Below are 14,429 nucleotides of genomic sequence, written 5' to 3' on the forward strand. Positions count from 1 at the left end.
ACCCTGCTGGGAGAGCCCTGTGACCTGGGGTGACTCTGGGCCACTGTCGGCGTAGTGCTGGAGCTGGCCGGCGTGGTCATCGCCGGACTGGCACTGGCGCGCCCCCCAGCCGTCCCGGCGTTGCCCACGGACCCTTCGGGGCCAGGACGGCCCTGGTGGCGGGATCGGCAGCGATGGTCCTCGGCGTGCTCGTCGCGGCAACGGCCCCCGGGGGCTCGGCACCGGCAACGGGCTGGGAGGGGCGTACGTGGCCATGCTGGTGGGGCTGATCGGCACAGTCCTGGGCGGACTGCGATGTCTGCTGAGCGCAAGTTGCAGGGGCCATTGGTGTGACTACAGTGAAAAGGAAACCCTATGTGACCGATGTGGCAAAGGGGCAGGACATGAACGCTTGCCGTAGGAAGCGATACGTCGTCCTGAGCGCGGCCCTCATCCTCGGCCTTTCTCCCATCGGCGTGCAGCAGGCTTCGGCCGCTCCGCCGAGTGAGACTCACGCAAACGTGTCTGCGGCCGTTTCCAGCCCATCGGACTACCGGCAGGGTTACCGAGTCGGCTTCCGCGACGGATTCGGCGATGCCAGGAACGAATGTCACTTCGGGTACGACGGGGTGAACTTGGGCGGCGGCAGAGGATTTGGCGACTACGCCCGCGAATACGTGCGCGACTACGCCCGTGGCTACGCCGACGGTTACAGCTTCGGGTATGCCCGGGCCGAGCGGCAGTACTGCTTCCTGCCGTACTGGTACTGACGCGGGCGGTGAGCAGCGCACGGGTGGCCGCCGTTCTGTGGCGGCCACCCGTCCCTCATCCGGCGGCGTGCGCGGTCGCGGCGAGGTGCTCGCCGACGGCGAAGCCGCGGGTGATGGCCGAGCCCAGGGTGGCGCCGCCGCCCGGGTAGTCGTCGTGGAAGACGGTCGCCGAGCAGTTCCCGGCAGCGTACAGTCCGTCGATCGGCGTGCCGTGGCCGTCCAGCACACGCCCGTCGAGGTCGGTGCGCAGACCGCCCGCGGTGCCGAGCACACCGGCGTGCACGGGCACGGCGTAGAACGGCGCCTTCTCCACCGGCGCCAGGCACGGGTTCGGCGCGTTGGCCGGGTCGCCCAGATGCCGGTCCTGCTCACTGGCACCGCGCCCGAACTCGGTGTCGACGCCGATACGGGCGTCCGCGTTGAACTGCAGCAGGGTCTCCTCCAGGCCGGCCGGATCGATGCCGCAGGCGCGGGCGAGGCCGGCGGGGGTATCGGCCGAGACCATCCACTCCTCGACCGTACCGGGAGTGGAGCCCGCGATCGCGTACCTGTCCAGGTAGGACTGGTCGAAGACGAGCCACGCCGGGGCGTTGGCGCGGCGGCCGCTGCGCGGGTCCGTGGTGCCGAAGACCCGGTTGAGGTCGTGGTAGTTGGTGGCCTCGTTGACGAACCGTCGGCCCTGCGCGTTGACCGCGATCGAGCCGGGCAAGGTCAGTTCCACGTTCCCCATGAGGCCCGACGGCAGGCCGTCGTACCGCTGCGTCGGCATGGTGATTTCACCGGCACGCCCCACACAGCGGTCATGTCGCCGACGGCGGCACCCGCGGCGAGTCCCAGCAGCAGGCCGTCGCCCTCGTTGCCGGGTGCGCTGATCGGGGTCACCGGGAACGGCAGGTAGGCGGCGCGCAGCGTCGGGTTCCACTCGAAGCCCCGCCGTTGCGAGGACCCCGCCTTCCAGCGCGGGTCGACGCCGTTCAACCGCTACGGGGGCGACCCGAAGACGACCCCCAACCCCTCGCTCGCCCCCCTGGAGCAGGGACCCTTCTACGCCGTGCGGATCGTGCCCGGCAGTTTCGGCACGTTCGCCGGACTGGCCACCGACGAGCACGCCCGGCTCATCGACGACCAGGGCGAACCGATCAGCGGGCTCTGCGCAGTCGGCAACGACCAGGCGAGTGTGATGGGCGGTCACTACCCCGCCGGCGGCATCAACCTCGGACCCGCCATGACCTTCGGCTGGATCGCGGCGCGCCACCTCGCCGACGTGGGCGCCGAACAGGGAGCGGCCGCACGAGCTACCCCGAAGGCGTACTCGCCCTGGTCACCGGCGGAGCAGGCGGGATCGGCGCCGCGACCGCGGCGAAGCTGCGTGCCGAGGGCGTGCGGGTCGTCACCGCCGAACTCGCTCCGGGCGCCGACGAGAGACGTCACCGACCCGGAGGCCGTGGCCTCGCTCGTCGACAGGCTGGGCCCGGTGGACATCCTCGTGCACAGCGCGGGCGTCGTGGGCCCTTCCCGCCGCCTCGCCGACCTCGAACTCCACGAGTGGCACACCACCTTCCGGGTCAACGTCGACGGCACCTTGTCCGGCAGCCGGACGGCGTGGACGATCTGCGGCTGGTCGTTGAGGTGGCGGCCCAGCGCGGCCGGGCGGATGCCGGAGGCGTGGAGCAGCTGCGGGGTGCGCAGAGCGTCGGCTGCCACGACGACCGCCCGCGCGGTGATGCCACTCTCCTCACCGGTGACCAGGTCGCGCACTGTCACCCCGGTCACGGTGTCCCCGTCCAGGACGACGCGCAGGCACAGGCAACGGTCGGTGATCCCGACGCGTTCGTCGCGCGCCGCTGGGCCGAGGACGACGTCGGTCCCGCTCCCCGCGTGGGCTCCGTCGAGGCGTGTGGTCACGGCCAGGGGCATGGGGGCCACTCGCCGGCCCGTCGGCCGGCCGGGGTCGAAGAGTGCCGAAAGCCGACCGCGCACCTCGTCCGCGAAGGGGGCCTGGCCGAAGGCGTGCGCGTCGACGCGGAGGAGTTGCTCGGCGCGGGTGAGGTGGGCGTCCAGTTCGGCGTCGACGATGAAGCCGATGCGCGCGCCCTCGCCGGGGCGGGGGCAGGCGCCCGCCCAGTGTGCGCCCATGCCGTCGACGTTGGTGGAGAGGGCGGCTGCGAGCGAGCCGTACCGGGGACGCGGGCAGGTCCGCCGCCAGCACGCCCCGCCACGGAGCCTGGACGGGAGCGTCGGCCCGGCGTGACGTCGGGATACTGCGCGTCGACACCGCCTCCGCCCAGCGGCGTTGCGCCGGCGCAGCATCCGGCGTCCGTGTCCAGCGGGCAGCGCCCGTTCGGCCGGCTACTTCACCGTGGTCAGTGTCGCGTAGACCACGACGTTGCTCAGGTACCCGGTGCGCTTGGTGTAGCCGCCACCGCAGGTGATCAAGCGGAGTTCGGGCCGGCCGGAACTGCCGTAGACCTTCTTACTGGGGAACCGCTTCCTGTCGTAGAGCTCGACGCCGCGGACGGCGAACACCGCTGTCCGCCGGTCCGCCCGGCGGATCTCGATGGTGGCGCCCTCGGTCAGGGCGCCGAGGTTGTAGAAGACACCGGGGTCGCCGGTGGGTGTGTCCAGATGCCCGGTGGCGATGGCGGTTCCCGGCGAGCCGGGAGCCGTGCCGTCGCCGTACCAGCCGGCGAGGTCGGCTTTGTCACGTGGTGGAGCCCGTAGCGCCCCTGCCGGGTTGAGGCCCACCCGTGTCATCGGGGCGTCCACGCCGATGGAGGCGATCCGGAGCCGGACCGGCTCCGCGGGGGGCAGCGGATCGACCGTGGGGCGGGCGTGGTCTTCAGAGGTGTCGACCGTGGCGCGGGTGTGGTCTTCAGAGGTGTCGACCGTGGCGCGGGTGTGGTCTTCAGAGGTGTCGACCGTGGGGCGGGTGTGGTCTTCAGAGGTGTCGACCGTGGCGCGGGTGTGGTCTTCAGAGGTCGGAAGGGCCTGGGCCGCCGACGGCTGCGGTGGCTGCTCGTCGTGCACCGCACTGCTCAACAGCACCGCACCTGCCGCCATCGCACAGGCGAGAAGGCGTACTGCAGGGACGAACGGATCTGGGGCAGCGGGGGTGGGATGTCTGGGTGCCATCGCGGTCGTACCTCTGATTCACGGCGGGTGCGTCGTGGCGGGCGGTGTGGGCCTCGCGGTGGACGGGCCTCACGGCCACCGTGCCCGTTCCGCTCCGGGGGCCGGTCACAGGCCGGCGTGGACGGGGTCGGCCGGGTCGGACGGTCAGGTTCGGTTGGCGTTCGGGCGGCGGCACATCCAGACCAGACCCCCGGCGGCGGCCGTGACGAGCAGCCCACCGCCCACGGCGAGCCCCGTGTTCGTGTCGTCGGCCGGTCCGAAGCCGGCGCCGACTGAGCCGTTCGGAGGCCGGCCGGAGACCTGGTACGTCTCCGTGACCATGGTCCGTGGCGGACACTTCAGGGTGACGGTGTCGCTCCCGGGCCCGGCCCCTTCCGGGATCTTGAACTGGCCGGTGAGCACCCCCTCCTGGTCACCTCCGAAGAGATGGAACTCTCCGCCCACCTCCGAAAATCCCTTGCCGTAGTCCACCCCAGGGTCGCAGGCCCTCGTACTGACCGTGACCGTGGAACCCGGGTAGGCGTTCCACTGGTCGATGCGGACATCCGAGTCGTCAGCGGCGACAGCGGCCGGGATCTGCAGCGCGAGGGCACCGAAAGCCAGACCGATACCTGCACCAATGTGTGTATAACGCATGCGAATCCTCCAACGGGACAGTGTCCGGCGTGTCAGCGTGACACCTCTCGTGTGTTCTGCTCACGAGGCAACCGACAGCCCGTCAGTCCCGCAACCTGACGAACCGCCAAATGTGTCACCCGGTCAGGTGCCACGGCGTGTCGTCTTGCACACTTGCGCAGGTCACCGCCGCTGAGATCGCCGACACCGATCACCCCCCGCCTCGTCCCCATAACGGTGAACGCCGACCGGGTGGTCCTGCCCGGTGCGGTCTGCCTCGGACAGCCGCGCCGGGGCGGCGTGACCTTCCTGCGGGCCGGGTCTTGTGCATGGCGTGCGAGCCGCGCAGGTGACCCTGAGCCGGCTGGCCGGTCGTCCCGCCGTCACCGCCCCGGTCCGGGCAGCGGCCACCCGTAGGGCGAGATTCACGGGGGCACGGCTTGACCCTCACGCTGCGTGAGGCCGGATGGTGAGGCGCATGAGTGACTACTACAACGCCTTCGAGATGAGTCCCGTGCCCGCTCCCGGCCCGGATGCAGTGCCGCCGGAGCCGTTCCGTGGCATCTACGGAATGCCCGCGTTCGTGACGATCCCCACGAGCGATCTGGCGGCGTCGGTGGACTTCTGGATTCGTGGGCTGGGGTTCTTCGAGCTGTTCGGCATCCCCGGCAGGCTCGTCCATCTGCGCCGGTGGGCGTTCCAGGACGTACTGCTCGTCCAGGCGGCGAGCGTTCCGGAGCGGACACCAGCGATGAGCTTCAGTTTCGCGTGCGTGCTCAGCCAGGTCGATTCCCTGATCCAGGCTTGTCGTGCGCTGCGCCCGAACTCGGTCGATGGTCCACGGGACACTCCCTGGAACACTCGCGACGTGGAGGTGGTCACCCCCGAGAACGCACGGATCGTTTTCACTGCGGCGAAGCCCTTTGATCCGGCCAGTCAGGAGGCGCGAAACCTTGAGGCCATCGGGATCACCCCACCGGCCGTCGGTCACGGCGACGACAATGAGGAGCATGCCTGATGCCGCTGACGCCGACGGCCTGACCGTCGGTCAGGTCTCGACGCGTCTGGGCGTGACCGTTCGCGCGCTGCACCACTGGGACGAGATCGGTCTGGCGCGACCCTCGCTGCGCACGGCTGCCGGGTACCGGCTCTACACCGCTGGCGATCTGGAACGCCTGCACCGCATCGTCGTCTACCGCGAACTCGGCCTCGGACTGGACAAGATTCGAGCCATGTTGGACGACTCGACCGCAGACGTGCCCGGCGCACTGCGCGCGCAGCGCACCCAGGTCGCCGAACGGATCGACCGCCTCCAGCAGCTCAGCGCCGGGCTGGATCGGATGATCGACGCCCACGAGCGCGGCCTGCTGCTGACCGTCGAGCAGCAGGCCGCGATCTTCGGCCCCCGGTGGAACCCGGACTGGCCCGCCCAAGCCCGTCAGCGCTTCGGAGACACGACGCAATGGCTGCAGTACGCCGAACGCTCAGACTCTCGCGGCCCGGAGGAATGGCAGGCCATCGCCGACGCCATGGCCGGCTTCGAACGTGCCCTCGGAGATGCGATGGGCGCGGGCGTCGCACCTGGTAGCCCAGAAGCGAATCAACTCGTCGAGCGGCACCGCGAAGTCTTTGCCTCGTACTTTCCTCTCACCAGGCAGATGCAGGTCTGTCTCGCCCGCATGTTCGAGGCCGATCCGGGATTCGCCGCCCACTACGACGGCATCCGCGCCGGCCTCGCCACGTGGTTCCGCCGGATCATCGACGCCGACGCGCGGGCCCACGGCATCGACCCCGACACCGCGGCCTGGCAGTAGAGCGCGGATTCGGAAGCCTGCACCTCCGGTCCGTCCGACGCCTTCACGAACCGGAGGTTCTCCTGACTCACGCGAACACCATCCTGACCCTCGCGGAGGTCGGCTGATCAATGAGCGGTCCAACGCGGGCCGGAACACGCGTACCTGGCTGTGGCGATGGGGGTGTCCCGCCAGTGCTGGAGCACTGGCTCGGCCGCTATGCCGGCGAGAACTTCCGGCCGACCTGCCGGACTCCGGACCCGTCACCATCACGAGATCGAACCCGGCGGGCTCGGCCTGCCGAATCCGCCGGGAGGACCGGAGCCGCTCCACCGCACCGTCCCCGGCGTAGAGCCGTCCCACGTGCGTCCTGAGGCAACCCCTCTTCCCCGCCAAGACGCAACTCTGTACCGGGAGATGAGCAACGATGCCCCCTGCTATGGTGCGCCGATGACATCGATCAGGCAGTTCCAAGTCACCTTCGACTGCGCAGAACCTGAGCGCGTCGCTCGCTTCTGGTGCGAGGTGTTGGGGTACGTCGTGTCGCCGCCGAAGGGGTTTGCCACTTGGGGCGACTTCGACCGCTCGCGACCGCCTGAGGACCGGGGTTCGTGGTTCGCATGCAGTGATCCCTCGGGTGTGGGCCCGCGACTGTTCTTTCAGCGCGTTCCCGAAGGCAAGGTCGTCAAGAATCGGGTGCATCTTGACGTGCGGGTCGGCACCGGGCTCGTGGGTGAAGAGCGCCTGGCCGCGCTGGAGTCCGAATGCGCACGACTGGTCGCACTCGGCGCGGTGCGCGTGCGGCTGCTGGCTGACGACAACGATTCGTGCATCGTGATGCAGGACGTCGAGGGCAACGAGTTCTGTCTCGACTGAGCATCCCTCGAGACGGCACAGGACATGGGCGGAGCTCGGAGCCGGCACCGCCGGTCGCCGGAGGTCAGTAGTCGAGGTCGGGGTACCAGTCGTCGCGGCCCTGCGGTGTCATGTCGAGGAGGTGCCAGACAGGGGCCAGGAGGTCGATGCCGCGCTCATCGATGTCGTCGGCCATGCGTGGGTGCGTGGAGTAGAAATGGCGGACCGTGCCGGTTTCGTCGCGGGTGAAGACGGAGATGGTGGAGTCCTGCTCGCCGTCCTTGTCCTCGCTGCCCAGGTCGTACTTGAACGTGCTGTCGCCGCAGCTCAGAAGCCGTAGCCGGTGCCAGCCGCGGTTGCGGGCGTGCTGCCGGAGGGTGGGCGTGTCGGCGGCCGCGGCGATGACGAAGTCGGCGTTGCGTGCGATGTGGTGGGCTATGCCGTTGAAGCCGTCGATCCACAGGGTGCACATCGGGCATGGCTCGGTCTGCAGTTTGCCGTACATGAAGTGGTAGACGATCAGCGGGCGGTCCGCGTCGGTGAACAGCTCGCTCAAAGTGACCTCGCGGACCGGTGTGTCGCCGGCGCCGAGGTCGGCGGGGCCCTCGATGAAGACGTAGTCGTCGACGGGTGGCCCTTGGGGGAGCGCCCGTCGCTGGGCCGCGACCTTCTCGCGGTGGCGCATGAGGTCGATCTCGGCCAGGCGCAGCTCTTCCCGAGCGTCGAGGTAGTCCGCCGATTCGCCGGCCAGCCTGGTGTGCCGCAACATCACGTCCTCCTGGGGTGGCGATCCCCCGTCCCGGGTCCGGATCACGAGCTCCCCGCTCCTTCGTTCCCGAACCGGCCCTTCGAGTCTATGGCGGCTCCACGGCCGCCGACAGTTGAGCCGAAGCCCGCCTCTGTGCCGGCGCCCCGGGCGTGGTGTCAGTTCGCAACGGCTGAAGCGGACCGGATCAACTGGGCCGACATCCGGCATCCACCATCGGCGTCGACGTGGCCCTCTTCGACGGCGGCCAGGCGCTGGTCACGTTCATCGGAACTGTGCCAGCACGCCTGGTTGCGGACGCTCACTGCGCGTCGCTCCCCGAGCCGCCCACCGCAGCAGTCCGGGCGGGCCAAGACGCGACAAACCATGAATATCCACCTTGTATCCACCGGACCATTCTGGTTTCGACGAACCCGTCCAGCCCGCGATCCACGTTCCCGCGCCCCCGCCGCACGACGAGCCGCCACCGCTCGCGGCAACGCACCGCTCGAAGCAGCCTTCCTCGCAGGCGGCCCCGAACGCGTCGCGCACACGACCCTTCTCGCCATGCAACGTGACGGCCGGCTGCACCTATCCCGGAACGGCACAGTCAGCCGGGCGCCGGGAGCACCGCACAACGCGGTGGAGGGACAGATCGTCGGAGCCCTCGGGCACGGGAACATCGTCACGACTCGGACGCTGTGCCACCGCGTCATGCGCAGCGGCGCCGTCCGGGACATCGCCGCCCTCGTGCGAGCCGGACTGCTTGCCGAGCCGGCGGCGCGCACACGGATGCCCGAGGCCCGCCAACGGCGGTAGTCACGCGGACGCGCAGGCGTTCGTCCAGCATCTGGCGGCCCAGAGCCTGCTGCCCCAGCCCGCAGGCCAAGCCCCCATGGGCAAGGACCCCGCTCCACCGACTGGTGCGCCACCTGCGCGCGGATCAGAGGTGACCGGCACTTGCCGTTGCTGGCGCTATTTCTTGGGATCGTGTCCCCAGTTCATGAGGGAGTAGCGCCACTTGGTGTCGGTGATGTCGCCACTGGGGCGTTGCTCGATGTGGCGGTGGACGTACCCGACGACCTTGCGCATGTGGGCGACGTCGTCGTCCGTGAGGTCCCCTTTGTTCTTGTTGAGCAGTTCGACGATGCGCCGTCCGGAGGCGTGCCCGACGCTTTCGCCGCCGTCGCTTTGTCCGACGCTCTGGGATTCGTCGGTGGCCAGCCACTTCTCAAGCTGCTTCGCCGTCATGTTGACGGCGTCGTGGAACTCTCTGACGGTGTCTTCTCGACCATCCGGCTGCTTGGCGGCCATCAGGCACGGTTCCCCTTCTTGTGCAGGGCGCCGGGCTTGTGCACCGCTGAGCGGCCGGTCTTGTCGCTTTGCACCTCGTACTGCGGGTCGTCCTTGGATGCGTCTACCGTCCGGCCCGCCGCCCGAGTCCGCTCTGCGATCTTCCGCTTGACCTTGCCGACCACCGTCTGGCCGTGGCTCCGCCAGGAGACCTTGTCGCCCTTGTGCAGGTTGTCCTTCGGCATCGCTGTTCCCCGTCGCTGTCGCGAAACACTGGGCTCCGCGTTTCCCTCTGCCCGCCGGACAAACATGATCACGGTCGTCCTGACCTTCGGTGAGCGTTCGGTGGCGCCGCCTTGGTGTCCGCTCCGGCCGGCCTCTCAGCGCAGGAGGGCGAGTTCTCGGTTCATCTCGCTGAGGAAACGGACGACCACCAGCAGTTCGTCCTGGCTGAAGCGGGAACGTGCCGTTTCGGTGCACTGAGCCAGGGGCCGGAAGTAGTCCCTGGCCACCTTTCTTCCCGCTGCCGCGTAGTGCAGGTGCACCACGCGGCGGTCGTCGGCTGCCCGGACACGCCGGATGTGTCCCGCCCTCTCCAGCCGGTCGATGCACGCGGTGACGGCGCCGGACGTGAGATTGAGCTTCTGGCGCAGGCGGCTGGGTGTCAAGGGCTCATTGCCTGCGTCCTCGTCGGAGTCGGCATCCAGGATCGCGATGAGGGCCTGTACGTCCGTCAGGTGCAGGCCCTGCGCCTGGGCGAACTCCTGAGCGATCCGGTTGAACTCGCTGTTCATCCGGCGCAGCAGGGTGGCGAATGTCTGCAACCCCGTCGGGTCGTCCGCGAGAAGAGGCTGCGAGGGCGTACCGGTACCACTCATGCCCCTACTATATGGTCTCTCAATGATTGAGATACTTGATCGATGACTTACTTCGGCCAACGTTTGGGATGCACATGAAGACCTCACCGCGCTGGCACCGGTGGTTCCTGCCGACCGTCCTGCTGCTCGTGTGGCTGGGCGTCGGTGGGGCGCTCGGCCCCTACGCGGGCAAGCTGGGCGAGGTGGCCACGAACGATCAGGCCGCCTTCCTCCCGCAGAGCGCCGAGTCGACCCAGGTGCTCAAGGCCCGCGAGGCGTTCGACCAGTCCGAGACTCTGCCGGCCATCGTGGTGTGGACGGCGGACGGTGAAACGGTCACCGAGGCGCAGCAGGCCGCCGCCACGAGCACTGTCGGTGCGCTCGCTGGTGACGCCGGGGTCGTCGGCCGTCCGTCACCCGCTCTGCCGTCCGACGACGAAGAAGCCATGCAGGCAGTCGTCCAGCTGGAACCCGACCTGGGCGAAGGACTGAGCGCAGTCCTCGACGAAGTGCGTGAGGCGGCGGAGGACGTGCCGGGGGCCACGGTGCACATCGTCGGCCCGGCCGCGAGCCAGGCCGATCTTTCGGACGCGTTCGCGGGCATCGACGGACTGCTGCTGGGCGTGGCGCTCGGCGCCGTGCTGCTGATCTTGCTCCTGGTCTACCGCAGCTTCCTGCTGCCATTCGTGATCATCCTCGGATCGGTCTTCGCCCTGGGACTGGCCTCCGGCATCGTCTACGCCCTGGCGGAACGTGACGTCGTCCGAGTCGACGGCCAGGTGCAGGGCATCTTGTCCATCCTGGTCATCGGTGCCGCCACCGACTACGCCCTGCTGCTGAGCGCCCGTTTCCGCGAGGAACTCGCCTCGCGAGGCGACCGGGCCGCGGCCGCCGTCGCCTCGGTGCGCCGCTCGTTCGGCGCGATCACCGCCAGCGCCGCCACCGTTGCGCTCGGGCTGCTGGCGCTCCTGGCCAGCGACCTCACCAACAACCGTTCCCTCGGACCGGTCGGCGCCATCGGCATCGTGTGTGCCGTGGTCACCACCCTCACCTTCCTGCCCGCCGTACTCGCCCTGCTGGGCCGTGTCGTCTACTGGCCCTCCCGTCCGAAGGCGTCGGACGCGTCCATGGAGGGACACGGGTTGTGGCGCCGGGTCGCGGCGAAGGTGGACAGCCGACCCCGGCTCACCTGGGTGGTCACCGCGCTCGTACTCGCCGTTTTCGCGGCGTTCTCCCCTTCGCTGTCTGCCAAGGGCGTGCCGCTCGACGAGATCTTCGTGAACGACGCCCCTTCGGTCGCCGCTCAGAAGACCCTCGGCGAGCACTTCCCCGGCGGGTCCGGCAACCCCGCCGTCATCATCGCCGACGCCGACCGCACCGCCGAGGTGACGGCCGCGGTGAGGAAGACGGAGGGCGTGGCCTCGGCCGGCCCCGTCTCGACGTCGGGGCGGTCTGGGGCCGGTGAGCCGCTCGTGGTCGACGGGCGCGTACAGATCGACGCCACGTTGACGGCGGCGGCGGACAGCGACGCCGCCAAGGAGACGATCGAGCGACTGCGCGGCAACGTGCGCGCGGTGTCCGGGGCCGACGCGCTGGTCGGCGGATACACGGCCCAGCAGTACGACACCCAGCAGACCGCTACCCAGGACCGCACCCTGATCGTTCCGATCGTGCTCGCCGTCATCCTGCTGATCCTCATGGCACTGCTGCGCTCCCTGCTCATCCCGGTTCTGCTGGTCGCGACCGTGGCGCTCAACTTCCTTGCGACGCTCGGGGTGTCGGCGCTCGTTTTCGAGCACCTCCTCGGGTTCAGCGGCACGGACGCGTCGGTCCCGCTGTACGGCTTCGTGTTCCTGGTCGCGCTCGGCGTCGACTACAACATCTTCCTGATGTCCCGGGTAAGGGAGGAGGCGTTCGCGTACGGGCACCGGCAAGGGGTGCTGCGCGGGCTGGCCACGACCGGTGGAGTGATCACCTCCGCGGGTGTGGTGCTCGCGGCGACGTTCGCGGCGCTGATGGTGATCCCCTTGGCGTTCCTGGTGCAGATCGCCTTCATCGTCGCCTTCGGTGTGCTGCTGGACACGCTCGTGGTCCGCTCGCTGCTCGTGCCGGCGCTGGTGATCGACGTCGGGCGCCGGGGGTGGTGGCCCAGCGCCCTGGCGCGCACCGGTACCGGGACCGCGGCCGGGGCCCGGCACCCCGAGTAGGTGCATCCGCCGCTGGCGCCGGGGGCGAAGAGGCGGATGCGAGCGGCGCTGGAGAGGACCGGAGCCCGAGCCGTGGTGGAGGCGAAGATCGCGAGCCTGACAACCGCCAGTCTTGAGTACTTCGAGGCCACCGGCGCCCAGCCCGCCGTGCAGCGGGACTTCGCCGCCCTGGTCGAACGGGCCTCGGGTCGGGCCCCACAGCACATCCGCGAGGCCCCGTGAGAACGGTGCCGGGAGCGACCGGCCATGTCGTGGTGGGTGGGGGCGCCGGGCCGTCCGGCCTGCATCTGCTGGGCGCGGGCCGGGCCGGGTGACGGTCGTGGAACGCGACGCCGTTCCCAGCGGCGGGCCGGCCGCACGCAGTTGCGCGGGTGCCAGGTGGACACGGGTCCGACGGTGCTCACCGGCCGACGATCGACTGCACGGTCGCGACGGCTTCGGCGAGCCCCGGCGGACGCGGTAGACCGGCCACCGTCTGACCGGCCCAGCCCGGTCCGAGCGTCAGGACAGTCGGCTTGCGGCGGGCGCCGAGCACCCCCCACTCCATCGCCGCGACGTGCTGGGCGAGTGGCCGGCTGGCGGTGGTACGGGACTGCGCCCACAGCCCGACCGCGACCGGCCCGGTCCTTCGCACCGCCGCGATGAGCGCTTCGACGGGCAGGGCACCACCGAACATGCGAACCGCGATTCCGCGTTCGGCCAGTGCGGCGGCCAGCGCTTCGAGGGGCAGCGTGTGGCCCTCCCCAGGTACGCAGGCGAGGACGGTGGTGGCGCCGGGCCGGGCGGCGGCCACGGGCGGCGCGGCGAGGCGTAGCGCACCGGAGACGTGCCACGACAGGAAGTGCTCGACCTCGACGTACTTCTCACCCGAGCTCTCCCACTTGCGCCCGACCGCCTGCAGAGTCGGCACGATCACCTCGGCCCAGGCCGTGACCAGCCCGTGCTCCGCGATCGCGGCCGCGATCAGCCCGTCCAGGGCGGCCGCATCGAGGCGCAACGCGGCACGGGCAATGCCTTTGCACTCCTGACGTACGTCGCCGAGCCGAAGACCGCTGCCGGCCCGGCTACGGGCGCGTCCAGCCGATGCCTGTGCCGGAGCGGGCCGCGGTGGCGGCGGGGCCTGGTCCGACGGCGCGTCGGCGCGGGCCAGCCTGGCGGCCTCGGCGGGGGCCAGCCCGGTCGCCGTCAGCGCGCACATGCGCTCCAGCCGTGCCACATCCGTGGCGGTCCAGCGCCGGTGCCGGCCGCCGGTGTGGGCGTCCGGACCGAGGCCGTAACGGCGGTCCCACGTCCGGATCGTGGTGGGCGCCACGCCCAGTCGCCTGGCCACTTCGCCGGTGGTCAGCCCGCCGCCTTGCCGTACGTCCTCGTCAGTGCGGTCGTCGCCGTCCTTCGCACCTGCGTCCATGACTCCCATCGTACGACGCATTAACGACGCATGTTGCCTGCGTCGTTCACGCGTCCAACACTGATGGCATGCGCGCGGGTCACCGCGGCCGCACGTCTCCCGGTGCGGCTCGGCCGGCGGCCTTTCCGTTCCCGCACAGGACGCACGGCAGGAGGAAACAGGCCATGAGCGCGAAAGCCCTGACCACCACCGTCCTCACCCCACCCGTGGAGGAGACGCGATACGACGAGGAACTGGCCCGTGGTCTGGCATCCGCCGACGCGGCAGCATTCGCGGCGATCTACCGGCGCTGGGGTTCGCTCGTGCACACCATGGCCACCCGATCGCTCGGTGACGCCCACGAAGCCGATGACGTGACCCAGCAGGTCTTCCTCGGCGCCTGGCGGGGCCGGGAGGGGTTTCGTCCGGAGCGGGGACCGCTCGGCGCCTGGCTCGTCGGCATCACGCGACGCAAGATCGTCGATGCGCTGACGGCAAGGACCAGGCGTCTGGCACTGATCGATGCGGCCGCCCAGGGCGCCGAGTCGCGAGGCCACCTGTCTGCGCCGGACGAGGTCCTGGACCGGGTGCTCCTGGTCAGCGCGCTGTCACGACTGCCACGGCGTCAGCGGGAGGTCCTGTGCATGGCCTTCTACGACGACCTCACCCAGACGCAGATCGCGGCACGCACCGGTATGCCCCTGGGGACTGTCAAGAGCCACGCCCGCCGCGGCCTGCATCGGCTGCGCCAGGCCATCGAGCACGACCGCGTCTACGGCGCACCCCTGTGAGCGCC

The 14,429-nt window shown here is 70.2% G+C and carries 18 protein-coding genes and 2 pseudogenes; 10 read left to right on the forward strand and 10 right to left on the reverse strand.

What is annotated here, in order from left to right:
- Positions 1-247: 247 nt before the first annotated feature.
- Together IE260_RS42825 and IE260_RS23985 are read left to right on the forward strand one after the other, a co-directional pair.
- Complete coding sequence (locus tag IE260_RS42825) at positions 248-400, forward strand: hypothetical protein (protein WP_308434688.1); 153 nt, start codon at positions 248-250, stop codon at positions 398-400.
- The gene (locus tag IE260_RS23985) at positions 357-749 is read left to right on the forward strand and encodes a hypothetical protein (protein ID WP_189875209.1); all 393 of its coding nucleotides are present in this window, start codon (positions 357-359) and stop codon (positions 747-749) included. Before IE260_RS42825 ends, IE260_RS23985 begins: the two co-directional genes overlap by 44 nt.
- Before the next feature lie 55 nt (positions 750-804).
- Here IE260_RS23985 and IE260_RS23990 read toward each other — a convergent pair whose 3' ends face one another.
- Both IE260_RS23990 and IE260_RS41845 read right to left on the reverse strand, forming a co-directional pair.
- Positions 805-1,518, reverse strand: coding sequence for an FAD-binding protein (locus tag IE260_RS23990; RefSeq protein WP_229881139.1), 714 nt, complete (start codon positions 1,516-1,518; stop codon positions 805-807).
- Entirely contained in the window at positions 1,461-1,727 is a 267-nt protein-coding gene (locus IE260_RS41845; RefSeq protein WP_229881143.1) for a hypothetical protein, read from the reverse strand. The genes IE260_RS23990 and IE260_RS41845 overlap by 58 nt, the downstream gene beginning before the upstream one ends.
- A 10-nt stretch (positions 1,728-1,737) precedes the next feature.
- On the opposite strand from IE260_RS41845, the pseudogene IE260_RS43115 reads away from it, so the two are divergent.
- Positions 1,738-2,298: pseudogene (locus IE260_RS43115) on the forward strand (FAD-binding protein); the annotation flags it as partial.
- 77 nt (positions 2,299-2,375) lie between these two features.
- Here the strand turns inward: IE260_RS43115 and IE260_RS43120 are convergent.
- The 3 genes and pseudogenes from IE260_RS43120 to IE260_RS24010 all read right to left on the reverse strand — a co-directional run.
- Positions 2,376-3,059 (reverse strand): annotated as a pseudogene (locus IE260_RS43120) (GMC family oxidoreductase N-terminal domain-containing protein); the annotation flags it as partial.
- Positions 3,060-3,098: 39 nt separating this feature from the next.
- Complete coding sequence (locus IE260_RS24005) at positions 3,099-3,794, reverse strand: class F sortase (RefSeq protein WP_229881152.1); 696 nt, start codon at positions 3,792-3,794, stop codon at positions 3,099-3,101.
- A 231-nt stretch (positions 3,795-4,025) separates the two neighbouring features.
- Positions 4,026-4,517: a sortase gene (locus IE260_RS24010; protein ID WP_189875212.1), complete on the reverse strand. Its 492-nt coding sequence runs from the start codon at positions 4,515-4,517 to the stop codon at positions 4,026-4,028.
- Between the two features lie 457 nt (positions 4,518-4,974).
- Here IE260_RS24010 and IE260_RS24015 point away from each other — a divergent pair, with 457 nt between their 5' ends.
- The 3 genes from IE260_RS24015 (at position 4,975) to IE260_RS24025 (ending at position 7,165) form a co-directional block, all read left to right on the forward strand.
- Complete coding sequence (locus tag IE260_RS24015; protein WP_189875214.1) at positions 4,975-5,514, forward strand: VOC family protein; 540 nt, start codon at positions 4,975-4,977, stop codon at positions 5,512-5,514.
- Positions 5,507-6,310, forward strand: coding sequence for a MerR family transcriptional regulator (locus IE260_RS24020; protein WP_189875216.1), 804 nt, complete (start codon positions 5,507-5,509; stop codon positions 6,308-6,310). Before IE260_RS24015 ends, IE260_RS24020 begins: the two co-directional genes overlap by 8 nt.
- Before the next feature lie 429 nt (positions 6,311-6,739).
- Entirely contained in the window at positions 6,740-7,165 is a 426-nt protein-coding gene (locus tag IE260_RS24025) for a VOC family protein (protein WP_189875218.1), read from the forward strand.
- A gap of 64 nt (positions 7,166-7,229) precedes the next feature.
- Here the strand turns inward: IE260_RS24025 and IE260_RS24030 are convergent, their stop codons facing one another.
- The gene (locus IE260_RS24030; RefSeq protein WP_229881157.1) at positions 7,230-7,958 is read right to left on the reverse strand and encodes a DUF899 family protein; all 729 of its coding nucleotides are present in this window, start codon (positions 7,956-7,958) and stop codon (positions 7,230-7,232) included.
- Between the two features lie 318 nt (positions 7,959-8,276).
- On the opposite strand from IE260_RS24030, the gene IE260_RS24035 reads away from it, so the two are divergent.
- A complete protein-coding gene (locus IE260_RS24035) occupies positions 8,277-8,708 on the forward strand; it encodes a TIGR04222 domain-containing membrane protein (protein ID WP_189875220.1) in 432 nt (143 codons plus the stop codon).
- Between the two features lie 156 nt (positions 8,709-8,864).
- Here the strand turns inward: IE260_RS24035 and IE260_RS24040 are convergent, their stop codons facing one another.
- From IE260_RS24040 to IE260_RS24050, 3 genes are all read right to left on the reverse strand, one after another.
- Complete coding sequence (locus IE260_RS24040; protein WP_189875222.1) at positions 8,865-9,203, reverse strand: DUF3140 domain-containing protein; 339 nt, start codon at positions 9,201-9,203, stop codon at positions 8,865-8,867.
- Positions 9,203-9,427 (reverse strand): hypervirulence associated TUDOR domain-containing protein, encoded by a 225-nt coding sequence (locus tag IE260_RS24045; protein WP_189875225.1) that lies wholly within the window; start codon positions 9,425-9,427, stop codon positions 9,203-9,205. Before IE260_RS24045 ends, IE260_RS24040 begins: the two co-directional genes overlap by 1 nt.
- Positions 9,428-9,562: 135 nt before the next feature.
- Positions 9,563-10,060 carry a MarR family winged helix-turn-helix transcriptional regulator gene (locus IE260_RS24050; protein WP_189875227.1) on the reverse strand — a complete coding sequence of 166 codons (498 nt, stop codon included), beginning with the start codon at positions 10,058-10,060 and terminating at the stop codon, positions 9,563-9,565.
- Positions 10,061-10,134: 74 nt separating this feature from the next.
- Between IE260_RS24050 and IE260_RS24055 the strand changes: the two genes are divergently transcribed.
- Both IE260_RS24055 and IE260_RS24060 read left to right on the forward strand, forming a co-directional pair.
- Positions 10,135-12,246 (forward strand): MMPL family transporter, encoded by a 2,112-nt coding sequence (locus IE260_RS24055; RefSeq protein ID WP_189875229.1) that lies wholly within the window; start codon positions 10,135-10,137, stop codon positions 12,244-12,246.
- On the forward strand, positions 12,247-12,468 hold the full coding sequence (locus tag IE260_RS24060; protein WP_308434689.1) for a hypothetical protein: 222 nt from the start codon (positions 12,247-12,249) through the stop codon (positions 12,466-12,468). It begins immediately after the preceding gene.
- Positions 12,469-12,646: 178 nt separating this feature from the next.
- Here IE260_RS24060 and IE260_RS24065 read toward each other — a convergent pair whose 3' ends face one another.
- Positions 12,647-13,654 carry a MerR family transcriptional regulator gene (locus IE260_RS24065; protein WP_189875233.1) on the reverse strand — a complete coding sequence of 336 codons (1,008 nt, stop codon included), beginning with the start codon at positions 13,652-13,654 and terminating at the stop codon, positions 12,647-12,649.
- Between the two features lie 164 nt (positions 13,655-13,818).
- Between IE260_RS24065 and IE260_RS24070 the strand changes: the two genes are divergently transcribed.
- On the forward strand, positions 13,819-14,424 hold the full coding sequence (locus IE260_RS24070; protein WP_189875235.1) for a sigma-70 family RNA polymerase sigma factor: 606 nt from the start codon (positions 13,819-13,821) through the stop codon (positions 14,422-14,424).
- Positions 14,425-14,429: the final 5 nt, after the last annotated feature.

Source organism: Streptomyces viridiviolaceus (assembly GCF_014650995.1).
Classification (GTDB): Bacteria; Actinomycetota; Actinomycetes; order Streptomycetales; family Streptomycetaceae; genus Streptomyces; species Streptomyces viridiviolaceus.